The following is a 12,887-nucleotide window of genomic DNA, read 5'->3' as shown; positions in this document are numbered from 1 at the left end:
TAAAACCAATCATTTAGTACACTGATTGCCTAGTTTTTCTCCTGTTTTTGAGTTAATTCTCATTTGACACCCATCCACAACCAAGAAGGTTGGGTTGGGTTAAATGTTTATAATCAATGCCGATCCTTTAATTCCCATCCCCCTTGATTCAGTTCTATAATCTGCCATGTTAAAACTTTTGTTGGGCGACCCCAACGCTCGTAAGCTTAAAAAATATCAACCTTCTGTTACTGAAATTAACCTTCTAGAGGAAGAAATTAAGGCTCTTTCCGATGAGGAGTTAAAAGGTAAAACCGTCGAATTTAAACAACGGCTTGCCAAAGGCGAAGCCCTGGATGACCTATTGCCAGAAGCTTACGCGGTCGTCCGGGAAGCAGGACGGCGAGTCTTAGGCTTGCGGCACTTTGATGTCCAACTCCTTGGCGGGATCATTTTGCATGTCGGGCAAATTGCCGAAATGAAAACCGGTGAGGGTAAAACGCTTGTAGCAACCTTACCGAGTTACTTAAATGGTCTTACTGGTAAAGGTGTACACGTTGTCACTGTAAACGATTACCTGGCTCGTCGGGATGCTGAATGGATGGGACAGGTGCATCGGTTCTTGGGGCTGAGTGTTGGACTAATCCAGTCAAGCATGACTCCCAGTGAACGCCAGAAAAATTACGAGTGCGATATCACCTATGTCACCAACAGCGAGGTAGGGTTTGACTACCTGCGGGATAACATGGCGACATCAATGGCAGATGTGGTGCAACGCCCGTTCAATTATTGCGTGATTGACGAGGTAGACTCGATTTTAATTGATGAGGCGCGGACACCGCTAATTATTTCCGGGCAGGTGGAAAGACCTACAGAAAAGTATCTGCAAGCTGCTGAAATCGCATTCACACTCAAAAAAGACGAGCATTATGATGTGGATGAAAAAGCTCGTAACGTGCTATTGACAGATGAAGGGTTTGCGGAAGCCGAAAATCTTTTGGGAGTCACAGATTTATTTGACCCAGAAGATCCTTGGGCGCATTTCGTTTTCAATGCAATTAAAGCCAAAGAACTTTTCCTCAAGGATGTAAATTACATCGTCCGCAATGACGAAGTGGTAATTGTGGATGAATTTACCGGTCGGGTGCTACCCGGACGGCGTTGGAGTGATGGACTACACCAAGCGATTGAAGCCAAAGAACACGTAGAAATTCAGCCAGAAACTCAAACTCTAGCGACAATTACTTATCAAAATCTGTTCTTGCTGTATCCGAAACTTGGCGGAATGACCGGAACAGCAAAAACAGAAGAACCGGAATTTGAAAAGATTTACAAATTGGAAGTTGCGGTAATTCCCACCAACCGCGATCGCAGACGCGAAGACTTGTCTGATATGGTCTTTAAGACAGAACCAGGCAAGTGGGGTGCGATCGCAAGGGAATGTGCCGAAATGCACGAACTCGGCAGACCTGTATTAGTAGGAACCACTAGTGTGGAAAAATCCGAACTTCTCAGCCGACTGCTGAAGCAACTAGAAATTCCCCATGAATTACTCAACGCCCGACCAGAAAACGTCGAGCGTGAGGCGGAAATCGTCGCCCAAGCTGGACGAAAAGGTGCTGTGACCATTGCTACTAACATGGCTGGTAGAGGTACAGACATCATTCTGGGTGGTAACTCCGAATATATGGCACGTCTGAAACTGCGGGAATACTTCATGCCCCGAATCGTCATGCCAGAAGATGAAGATAGCTTTGGCGTGCAAAGACCAGCCGGATTGCCTACAGGACATGGTGGTGGTCAAGGTTTTGTCCCCGGTAAAAAAGTCAAAACTTGGCGGGCTTCACCAGAAATTTTCCCTACCCAATTGACAAAAGAAACAGAAAAACTACTCAAAGATGCAGTAGAAATTGCGGTGCGTGAATATGGCGATCGCAGTTTACCGGAATTGGAAGCTGAAGACAAGGTAGCTGTGGCTGCCGAAAAAGCTCCCATCGACGACCCTGTGATTCTAAAATTGCGGGAGGCTTACAACCGCGTTAAACAGGAATATGAACAATTTACTACCCGCGAACATGATGAGGTAGTGGGAATCGGTGGTTTGCACGTAATTGGTACAGAACGCCACGAATCGCGGCGGATTGATAACCAGTTGCGCGGACGTGCAGGTAGACAAGGCGACCCTGGAACAACGAGATTCTTCCTCAGTTTAGAGGATAACCTACTGCGGATTTTTGGTGGCGATCGCGTTGCTGGGTTAATGAATGCTTTCCAAGTGGAAGAAGATATGCCCATCGAATCTGGGATGCTTACCCGCAGTTTGGAAGGCGCACAGAAAAAAGTTGAAACCTACTACTATGACATCCGTAAGCAGGTATTTGAGTATGACGAGGTGATGAATAATCAACGTCGTGCTATTTACGCTGAACGTCGGCGGGTGTTAGAAGGTCAAGACTTGAAAGAACAGGTGATTAAATACGCTGAAAAAACGATGGATGACATCGTTGACTACTACATCAACGTAGACTTGCCCTCGGAAGAGTGGGAGTTAGAAAAGCTGGTTGAGAAAGTCAAAGAATTTGTCTATTTGCTAGCGGATTTGCAAGCGAGTCAATTAGAAGATATGACAGTCAGCGAGATTAAAGCCTTCCTCCACGAACAGGTACGAATTGCTTACGATCTCAAAGAAGCACAGATTGACCAAGTTCAACCCGGACTCATGCGCCAAGCTGAACGCTTCTTTATCTTGCAACGCATTGATACCTTATGGCGGGAACACCTGCAACAAATGGATGCCTTACGCGAATCAGTAGGATTGCGTGGTTATGGGCAAAAAGACCCGTTGATTGAATACAAGAGCGAGGGTTACGAACTCTTCTTGGATATGATGGTTAACATCCGCCGAGATGTTGTGTACTCGTTGTTCATGTTCCAGCCGCAGCCGCAACCGATGGTGCAAGCTTCATCTGAGATGGTGTAGAAAGTTAGAGAAAATATCTTACACAAAGGCGCTAAGAGATAAAGATTTCTTAGCGCTTTTGCGTTTTGATACATCGTTTGAAAAACAGTGTTTTCAGTAAAATCCTGAAAACACTGTTTTATTCTCTATCCAGAGTAATGAAAGAGGCTTAGGGTTATTGTGAGGGGTGGGATTGACATGCAGGAAACAGGAGGTAGCCACGCGCAACTCCTATTTAGGCTGTCGACGCTTTGCATCATGGAAGAGGGCGTTTCAATACAATTCTGTTGTTGGCGCAGCCTCTCGTAGATAAGGAAAGTTTCTGTTAATACTTCTTTCCTCCTGCCTTTTGCAAGAACTGCCCTCTGCCTTTCTTTGTAAAATTGCTGATTACATGATGATTACAAATTATGTATTTCGCATCTTCTGTCTAGCAAGTTGTATGCTACTATACAAATATCATAAATCACCTATCAGGTTATAAGGAGGCTGTTATATTTGATAATTAGTCTCGACATACAGCTTTAAAACTTTTGCTAATTAGAAAAAGTCAGACTGTATAAAGACTACAGTCGGGTTTTAATCTTGTGCTAGGAAGTTGAATAGTAAGCACATCCCTAACATTGAACTAATTCCGTTTAAAAAAAACATCTTTTGGGCTTACAGAGTACTACAAATACTGAAGAATAATGCAGCATTTTTCAGGCATTGATGTTTGATTATTTACTTACCTGTGCAAGTAAATAAATGCCTGAAGGTGATCTCATTAGTCTCAAGCGATCGAGTTCCATTACTCATGGAATGTGAATTTCTGCTGTGCATAAGTCCAAATGTTGTGAGAAACAAATACTAATGGAGAATAAACGATGAAAACTGCAACAGCAATTGCAACCGCTTTGACACTACTTAGTCTAAGCACTGTTCCAGCCTTAGCTGCTACAGCTACTAAATACCAAATCAAGGGGCAGAATGCTTACGCCTCTTTTTACCAATCTGATGATTGTAGTTATAGCTATGTATCTGTTTATGGTTTTGACAGTGCTACTAAAAGTGGGCCTGGCGCTCCTATTTCTCAGACAGGGGCTTACCTAGACTATTCAAGCTATAATTACTGCACCGGAGCGCAGTTTTATGGTGGTGGCTTTAGTGAAAACATTCCCTTCACAAGTAATAAGCTCAACTCAGCTACTTTGAATGGCACTTTCACAGTTTACGATTACTATTCGGAGACTTCCAAAACTGCAACAGTGAATTTAACGTGGACGGGTACAGGTGATACCTACCGTGGCAAATCCAATAGCCGCTATCAAGGGCCTGGCTACTCATCAATTTATCGCTCTAGTGGTTCCTCTCGTGATGCACAGGTTTCAGGCACTGTTACCTTAGATGGTACAAATTTGATTGCAAATATGACCAGCTATGGTAGTCTCAGTACGTCAAGCAATGGTTCTCTGGAGATTATCAAGTAGTAGGCTCTAGTGTGATAGGGGAAACACTTCGTATTTGGGTTTGACTCCACAAGAAGTGTTTTCCCATATTAAAAATTAAATAATGAATATTCAAGAAGCTTTTAATTCTGCCGCAGTAGATTACGATAACCTACGTCGGATCTTAATTCCCTGTTTTGATGACTTTTACAAAACAGCCGTTGAAATTATATCAAGCGATGTCTACGACGGGCTACGCCTACGTACTACACGGCTGAAGGTTCTGGATTTAGGTGCTGGTACTGGACTTTACTCAGGTATGGTGCAGTCCGTCTTTCCTAATGCAGAGTTCACCTTGCTGGACTTAGCCCCTGAGATGTTAGAGAAAGCTAAGTTTCGATTTAGCAAGATGGGTAAATCTCCCAAAATCTTAATCGGTGACTACGTTGAGACTGATTTAGGTGATTCCTATGACCTTATAATCTCTGCCTTATCGATTCATCATCTGTCAGATTTTGACAAAGAACTTCTTTATCAACGGATTTATGATGTCCTCAATCCTGGAGGAATGTTTGTCAACGCCGATCAAGTTATGGGTAAAACCCCTGGTTTAGAAAAACTTTACCGTCAACACTGGCTAGATTCTGTCCGCGCTAAGGGGATCTCAGAGGAGGATCTTAAAGCTGCACAAAAACGCATGGAATACGATCGCATGGCAACCCTTGATATTCAACTTCGCTGGCTAGAAGCGGCTGGGTTCCAAAATGTGGATTGCTGGTACAAAAATTTTAGCTTTGCTGTTTTTGGTGGTTATCGACCGACTAATTTGTAATTCGTAATTCGTAATTCGTAATTCGTAATTGCCCTTTACTTTGCCAATTTTGGAATTAACTTCAATGTCGCAGTAGTGTTATTTGTAACATTTTTTTGTTCCCACAGCATTGGGTGGTATTCAATTTTGCGCCAAGAGTCAACCATGTCATTGTAGTGGTTATGGAAGGCATGGCCTGACTGTCCAGGGGTGTGAATAGCGACTGAGTTATCCAAATTTCCCAAATCTACAATCATCCGCAGTGAAGGAATATCAGTTACCTCAAAGGATTTATTTGCTCTCCAGCGGTTAGCATTCACTGTTTCGCCGTTACCAGCCGTAGCAAAAGCACCACGATTAAATAAAGCTTCAATCGGTGCAACCCCAGATTTACCCAGGGTGGCATTACGAAAAGTCACAGTGTGTAGTTTGCCCCAATTCCAGTTTTTCGGGTCTTTGCTTTGAATACGTTCTAGTTCATCCACAGCTTTTGTAAAAGATTGCCGCAGGATTTGGTCGCGGTTCTCAACTTCTGGGGTGTTGCGATTATCCCACCAAGAACTATTGGGCTGTTTTACCAGATTTGCTACCACAGCATACCAGCGATCGCCTCCATTCGGAAAGTACCTTACAGGCAACTGATCGTGAAACGTATCTGCTAGCAAGTATTTCCAGAATACTTCAAATAGGGCAGCAACAGGCGATGTCATTCCCAACTGCAAATTCCAATCTTGTAGAAGTTTTTGGGCTGCTTGCAAGCGGGGTGTGTCAACAGTGATAGATTGCAGTAGCGGTACTAATGTTTGTGCATTGAGATTGCGATCGTCACCCTGTATCTGCTGTACATCTTCCAGGGAAATCGGTTCGGTTTGTTGTGAAATCATCTCAACGATGCGCTGTGCCCGATAGCCATAAACCCAGTCTGCGGTAATTAAATAAGGATATTTACGCATCGCTAAATTATTGGCAGTAGCAATATAGCCTTGAGATGGATTGAAACTTTTGGGTAACTGCTCAAAGTCAATATAGCCTTGCCACTCATATTCATCCGTCCAACCAGGAACGGGATAACGTCCATTTCCCTTGGCACGAATGGGGAATTTACCAGGCATTTGGTAGCCAATGTTGCCATCAACGTCAGCGTAGACCAAGTTTTGCGCGGGGACATCATAGTTACTGGCAGCAGTGCGGAATTCCTGCCAGTTTTGGGCGCGATTGATTTGGGGAATGGCATACCCTAATTTGGAAGGTTCTAGGGCTGTCCAGCGCAGGGCTACGGCGTAGTTTTGCGGTACTTCTAAGGGCTGACTTGGCTGGAATTGCTTCAGATTAGGCGAAACATCTGAGAGAATCGGGCCATGTCGGGTATAGCGCACTGTTTGCACAATCGGCTGACTTCCCGCGACTTGAATCGTCTCTTGTACGAGTTTCATATCAACCCATTTGCCATTTACCTGATACTGATTGGGGTTGTTTGGATTGAGTTTCTCAATGTATAAATCCATTACATCAGATAGCACATTGGTAACACCCCAGGCAATGCGATCGCTATGACCGATAACTACCCCGATCATTCCCGCAAAGGAAAAGCCAGTAACGTTGTAAGGACATTCTGCACTCTTAGATGTACAGTGCAAACCAACCTCGTACCATATAGAGGGTATTTGTACACCTAAGTGGGGGTCATTTGCCAAAATTGGCTTACCTGTAACCGTGCGCTGACCGGATATTACCCAGTTATTGGAACCAATACCGATTCCCGTGGGCCCTATGAGTTGTTCTAAAGCCATCATCGGCTTGGTAATTGACTCTATTACCTCCTCAATACCAAAGGTGGTAAATGTTGTCTCATCAGGATTTTCATCCTCTCCTGTTTTCCCTTTTGCGAACTCAGGTAAAATCGCTGGCAAGTCTTGAGGATACGGTGGATAAAGTTCTTCTAATTGAGCAGGAGTAAGGGTTTTAAGCAGGATGGCACGTTCAATTTCGCTCTGGAAATTTGTACCCAAATCGTAAGCCATCACCTTTCCCCAAGTCAGAGAATGCAGTATTTGCCAAGGTTCTGGCTTATATCCAGGATTGAGGAATTTTAGCACAGCGTATTCTAGACTTAGGGCGTTGCCTTGATGCTCTGCAAGATAAGCATTGACACCATCGGCATAAGCTTCCAGGTATGCCTTCATCTCTGCATTAATTTCTTGAATTTCTTGTTGTGCCACCCTTGCCCAACCCATTGTCCGCAGATATCTGTCAGTATTAACCTGAGAGGAACCAAACATTTCTGAGAGTCGCCCAGAACCGATGTGTCGCCAAAAATCCATTTGCCAAAAACGGTCTTGGGCGTGGATATAACCTTGCGCCATAAATAAATCGTGGGAGTTGGCAGCATAAATGTGGGGAATTCCCCATTTATCTCGCTGGACGGTTACTTCAGCTTTGAGTTCAGGTAGTTGAATTGTGCCACTCTCTTGAGCAAAGGATTGGCGCACAGTGTAAGTGGCGAATCCCGCTAACAATAGCCCCAGCACTAACAGCACAATTAAAGTTCTTTTGATAATCCGAGGAAACCAACGTTTCCTAAAGCTTTTTATTTGGGCTGGCTGTGGCATTGTTGAGTGAAATCACGCGATATTACAACGTTGATATTACATCAGACCTAACACAGGCATTCACTTACACAGCTAAAATGATTTCAAGGAAACTCTTCAGCAGAACCACAACGCTGAGAATTCGCCTGTAAATATTATCTGGTGCGATCGCAGGAGGCAAAAAATGGGCTTGGCTGGATTAAGAATTGTGTTGGTAGAACCAGCTGGGCCGATAAATATCGGCGCGATCGCCAGGGTAATGAAAAATTTCGGGCTATATAATTTAGTATTAGTGAACCCCCAATGCGATCCGCTATCGACGGAAGCTTTGATGATGGCTGTTCATGCTCAGGAAATTATAGAATCTGCGGTATTAGTGCCGACCTTACCAGAAGCATTGCATGGATGTGTACGCGCGATCGCTACTACTGGTCGCGTTCGGAGTTGGGAAACACCTTTAGAAAACCCCCGCACTGCACTACCCTGGCTGCTGGAGGAACCAGAAGAACCCGCAGCACTAATTTTTGGCAGGGAAGACCGGGGATTAAGCAATGAAGAATTAAATTATGCCCAGAGATTTGTTGGCATTCCCACGAGTCCAGATTATGTAGCCCTAAATTTGGCTACCGCCGTAGCAATTTGCTGTTATGAATTGTCACAATGTGCCCAGCAACCTAAGACTCAAACCTTAACCCAAACTGAACTCGCACCCTTAGATGTTGTGGAAGGATATTACCAGCAATTAGAATCATTATTATTAAAAATTGGTTATGTATATCCCCATACGGCAGCTAGCCGCATGGAAAAATTCCGCCAACTATATAATCGCGCTCACCTGAAAACAGGGGAAGTGTACATGCTGCGAGGAATTTTACAGCAAGTAGAATGGGCCCTTAAAAACCAGAGGGATGGTGAAAAATTGTAATTATTCGTTTAATATGTACGCAATCATCCCCCAAAATATTTAATATGGCTTAAACTAAACACAAAAATGCTACTTAGTGGCAAAGTGGAATTTGAGTATTAATATTGCTTAAATAAGTTTTGGGTTAGGAGTCTGCAAGAAAACAGTCAAGTGGGTCACAAGGAGTAACTGTGTCAGAGTCAAGTGACGAACTAACAGCTTTCTCGCGGCGTCAACCCTTAAATGGCCGCCAGCGTCCACAAAAGGTTCAAAAAGTGGCGCAGAAGAAAGTGAAAAAGAGCCAGCAGCAGCAAGGTGCCACTGGCAGAGAAACGGCATTAGCACGCCCAAAAAATCGCATCAGTCCTCCCCCAACCCCTGGTGCTACACGCAGGGCAAAATCGGGGTTAGTCATGCCAACGGCAGTAAAACCAATACCTACTGGGAAGGGAAAAATTCCTCCCTTTCGACCAGGTGCTGTGATGGTGAAAACAGTGCGAATGGAAAAGCCAAAAATAGGCAGGCGTTCATCACGGAAGACGCGGTTAAAGCCAATGGCCAAAACCTTGTTGTATGTTGTGCGGTTATTGATTGTGGGTGTTGGGATGGGTGCAATTGTTGGCACCGCATTGTCGGTATTAGACCCGGCTAATCGCATCAGCACAAATTCTGCGCCGCAATCTAATAGTAATGTGGCGAATGTAGCGCGATCGCAGCCGCAACCTACCCAAACTCCCCCAGCTACATCTTCCAGTCTGTACTTATCCCAGGAAATTAGCTCTTTGAAAAATGCCGTACAAAATTTGGCGGCGACCAACCCAAATCTTACACCGGGAGTTTTCATAGTAGATTTAGATACTGGTAATTATGTAGATGTCAATGGTTCTACCAGTTTCCCATCGGCTAGCACAATTAAGGTGCCGATTTTAATTGCCTTTTTCCAGGATGTGGACGCAGGGAAAATTCGCCTGGATGAAATGCTGACGATGCAACAGGATATGGTTGCTGGCGGTTCTGGAAATCTGCAATACAAACCAGCCGGAACCCAGTACGCCGCTCTGGAAGTCGCCACAAAAATGGTTACAATCAGCGACAACACGGCGACAAATATGCTGATTGCTCGATTGGGAGGAATTGAGGCTTTAAACCAGCGTTTCCGAAACTGGGGATTGACAAACACAATAATTCGTAATCAACTCCCAGATTTGCAAGGAACAAATACCACTACTCCCAAAGAATTGGGAAATTTGATGGCTATTGTGAGTCAAGGGAATTTAGTGAGTATGCCATCACGCGATTTAATGCTCGATATCTTGCGTCGCACTCAGAGAAACACTCTGCTACCATCTGGTTTGGGAACAGGCGCGAGAGTATATCATAAAACGGGCGATATTGGTACTATGCTGGCAGATGCAGGTTTAATTATTGTTCCAACTGGCAAGCGCTACGTAGCAGCTGTCATGGTACAACGCCCCAATAATGACCCTCGCGCCGAAAAACTGATTAGCTCAATTTCTCGTGCTGCTTACGAAGAGTTTAGCCAAAATGCTGTTACACCCAACAGTATAAGCACTACACCTGCAAACGGTTATCAGCCCCAGGGTGTGAGTCCGGCTTTACCAAACAATACAACAGGCAGCGTACCTATGAACGTTTATCAGCCTCCTGTTGTGAATCCTGTACCCAACAGTATGGGAAGTACAGTACCCCCAAGTGGTTATCAATCTCCAGTTATGAATCCGCAGTATTATCCCCCAAGATAAATTAAAATTTTTAAATGTGGAATTGCCACAGCAAGATTTACTAAGGCAGCATATAGTAAGCTAGTCAACTAATGCTTGCAAATTTATGTTTGTTTCTCCTGAAGTTCCACCAAAGGATGAATTAGAGGAACTTGCTACACAGTTTCCTGAGTTAAACATTTCCGCAGTGGAGACTTGTTTAGCCTTTTTGAAAACTACAGCCCTTGTTTATGCCGGATTGGATGCCCATTTAGCTCGCCATCAGCTGTCTATGGGTAAATTTACAGTTCTTATGCAATTATTCCGAGCAAATGGTCAGCACTTAACACCTTCAGAATGTGCTGAACGTGCTGGTGTAACCCGTGGAACTATAACTGGATTATTAGACGGTTTGGAACGGGATGGATGGGTGAAGCGACAACCACACCCAGAAGATAGACGCCGTTTAATCGTGCAACTGACCGAGCAAGGGCAACAGAATTTGACAAAGATGCTGCCAGATCATTTTTGTCGAACTACTGGACTGATAGCTCATCTAAGCCTGACTGAGCAGAAGACGCTGATACAACTCTTGTCTAAGCTACAGGCAGGAGTACCAGCGATACGAGATTTTTAACTTAAACAGGTAAATACCTTTGAAGTTAGGAAATTTTATCCTATTATAATAAGGAACCATATTATATGGAAGCTAATTAATTAATCTTGGCTAAATCTGGAGACTTTATGCCCAAACTCAACGTTAAACAGAAAAACTGGTTACTCTCTGCTCATGTCGCTTCTGGTAGCATTTGGTTTGGATCTGCTCTATGTATGGTTGCGATCGCGTTGAAAAATGCCAATATTACCAATGGTGATGAACTATATGCCATTAACACAACCTTGAAATTGCTTGATGATTTTGTGGTTATTCCCTCTGCAAATCTATCTTTGTTAACAGGAGGACTCCTCTGTTGGCTCACCGTTTGGGGATTCTTCAAACATTACTGGGTAATTGTCAAATGGATTGCCACAGTTACTTTGATTGTGGTAGGAACTATATGGCTAGGCCCGTGGGTTAATGCGGTGACAGGTATTTCAGATGTGGCACGGGAGCAAGCATTGAACAATCCATTGTACATGTTTGACTTGAATGGAGTCCTGATTGGTGGTGCAATTCAAACTCTCTGTATACTTGGCATCATCGGCATTTCAGTCCTCAAACCTTGGGGTAGAAGAGTGGTGAAAGCTCCAGAGACATCTACCTCATCAAGCAGCTAGAAAAATCGAAAGTGCGATCGCCACTAGCTTTTTGTTTCTAAAAGCTAAACTATACTGTTATCTTTTAATTCTTAACTTTTTTGATACCGCATTCCTGGTAACTGCCAAACTAAACCCATAAGTTCCAACTGTAACAACGCACCGGAAACTGCACCAGCAGCCATGCTGGTTTGTTGAACAATAAAATCGAAGGGTAAAGCTTCACTTGCGAGTGCATCCATAACCGTTTGCAATTCTGGCGATAAAGTTGGCATTAACTGTTCTGGTGCTGTGGAAGCCTCGACTGCATCAATTTGTGGTATTGCTCCCAGCATTGTTAACAGTTCATCTAATTCTTTAAGGATGAAAGAAGCTCCCTGATTCAGTAACTTTAAGCACCCTTGGGATGGGTGATCGTCTACTCTTCCAGGCAGTGCATAGACATCTCTGCCAAATTCATTTGCGTAGGTAGCAGTAATCAACGCACCAGATTTTAAAGGTGCTTCCATTACCAAAATAGCGCGGCTTAAACCTGCAATAATCCGGTTGCGACGGGGAAAGTGGGTGCGATCGGGTGGAGTTTTTGTGGGGTACTCACTTACAACTAATCCAGCCGTCAAAATTTGCTTATACAAATCCCGATTTTTATGAGGATAAATTACATCTACACCAGTTCCCAAAACTGCGATCGTGCGTCCACCTGCTTTCATGGCGGCGATGTGGCTTTCTGTGTCAATTCCTTCTGCCATCCCAGAAACAACTGTAAAGCCATTTTTAGCCAAAGCTGTGCTAATTTGGCGAGTCCAACGGATACCGTATTCTGAGGGTTGGCGTGTACCGACAATCCCAACCATCGGTTTTTGTCCGAGATTTTCTTGCAGTTCAACTTCACCGCGATAGTACAAAATCGGCGGTGGGCTTGGAGTCTCTAGCAGTAAGCGGGGATAATCTGCATCTGCTGGTGTCCAGAAATGGGAATTTTCCTGCTGATGCTTAGTGAATAGTTGTTCTGGGTGTAAACGCGATCGCTGTTGTACTACTTTTTCTAGTGTTTGAAAACCAAAACCTTCTACTTCTCCCAACTGTACCTTGGTAGCGTTCCAAGCAGTTGCCAGCGTGCCAAAATGCTGTTGCAGTCGTCGCAATAATACTGGGCCAATTCCCGAAATTTGCGCCCAAGCTAACCAATATGCGCTTTCTTCTACCACCGTTCTATCCTCACGCCCACTGGATTGAGTATT

At 44.1% G+C, this 12,887-nt stretch carries 9 protein-coding genes; 7 read left to right on the top strand and 2 right to left on the bottom strand.

Features of this window, described 5'->3' with window-relative positions; genetic code table 11:
• Nucleotides 1–166: 166 nt before the first annotated feature.
• The 3 genes from secA to F8R90_RS15590 all read left to right on the top strand — a co-directional run bounded on the left by secA (nucleotide 167) and on the right by F8R90_RS15590 (nucleotide 5,197).
• Nucleotides 167–2,959: a preprotein translocase subunit SecA gene (gene secA / locus F8R90_RS15600; protein WP_196511489.1), complete on the top strand. Its 2,793-nt coding sequence runs from the start codon at nucleotides 167–169 to the stop codon at nucleotides 2,957–2,959.
• Nucleotides 2,960–3,804: 845 nt separating this feature from the next.
• On the top strand, nucleotides 3,805–4,407 hold the full coding sequence (locus F8R90_RS15595) for a hypothetical protein (RefSeq protein ID WP_196511488.1): 603 nt from the start codon (nucleotides 3,805–3,807) through the stop codon (nucleotides 4,405–4,407).
• Nucleotides 4,408–4,489: 82 nt separating this feature from the next.
• Complete coding sequence (locus tag F8R90_RS15590; protein ID WP_196511487.1) at nucleotides 4,490–5,197, top strand: class I SAM-dependent methyltransferase; 708 nt, start codon at nucleotides 4,490–4,492, stop codon at nucleotides 5,195–5,197.
• 35 nt (nucleotides 5,198–5,232) lie between these two features.
• Here F8R90_RS15590 and F8R90_RS15585 read toward each other — a convergent pair whose 3' ends face one another.
• The gene (locus F8R90_RS15585; RefSeq protein WP_196511486.1) at nucleotides 5,233–7,785 is read right to left on the bottom strand and encodes a penicillin acylase family protein; all 2,553 of its coding nucleotides are present in this window, start codon (nucleotides 7,783–7,785) and stop codon (nucleotides 5,233–5,235) included.
• 163 nt (nucleotides 7,786–7,948) lie between these two features.
• On the opposite strand from F8R90_RS15585, the gene F8R90_RS15580 reads away from it, so the two are divergent.
• The 4 genes from F8R90_RS15580 to F8R90_RS15565 all read left to right on the top strand — a co-directional run bounded on the left by F8R90_RS15580 (nucleotide 7,949) and on the right by F8R90_RS15565 (nucleotide 11,667).
• A complete protein-coding gene (locus F8R90_RS15580; RefSeq protein ID WP_190892406.1) occupies nucleotides 7,949–8,689 on the top strand; it encodes an RNA methyltransferase in 741 nt (246 codons plus the stop codon).
• Between the two features lie 170 nt (nucleotides 8,690–8,859).
• Nucleotides 8,860–10,431, top strand: coding sequence for a serine hydrolase (locus F8R90_RS15575; RefSeq protein WP_196511485.1), 1,572 nt, complete (start codon nucleotides 8,860–8,862; stop codon nucleotides 10,429–10,431).
• A gap of 85 nt (nucleotides 10,432–10,516) precedes the next feature.
• Nucleotides 10,517–11,026 carry a MarR family winged helix-turn-helix transcriptional regulator gene (locus F8R90_RS15570; protein WP_196511484.1) on the top strand — a complete coding sequence of 170 codons (510 nt, stop codon included), beginning with the start codon at nucleotides 10,517–10,519 and terminating at the stop codon, nucleotides 11,024–11,026.
• A gap of 107 nt (nucleotides 11,027–11,133) precedes the next feature.
• The gene (locus tag F8R90_RS15565; RefSeq protein WP_196511523.1) at nucleotides 11,134–11,667 is read left to right on the top strand and encodes a hypothetical protein; all 534 of its coding nucleotides are present in this window, start codon (nucleotides 11,134–11,136) and stop codon (nucleotides 11,665–11,667) included.
• A gap of 71 nt (nucleotides 11,668–11,738) precedes the next feature.
• On the opposite strand, the gene dprA is transcribed toward F8R90_RS15565, so the two are convergent.
• On the bottom strand, nucleotides 11,739–12,854 hold the full coding sequence (dprA, locus tag F8R90_RS15560) for a DNA-processing protein DprA (RefSeq protein ID WP_196511483.1): 1,116 nt from the start codon (nucleotides 12,852–12,854) through the stop codon (nucleotides 11,739–11,741).
• Nucleotides 12,855–12,887: the final 33 nt, after the last annotated feature.

The sequence above is a fragment of the Nostoc sp. NZL genome (assembly GCF_015714705.1).
GTDB classification, from domain to species: domain Bacteria; phylum Cyanobacteriota; class Cyanobacteriia; order Cyanobacteriales; family Nostocaceae; genus Nostoc; species Nostoc foliaceum_A.
The sequence above is the reverse complement of the archived record's forward strand: the minus strand, read 5'-3'. Positions and strand labels throughout refer to the sequence as shown.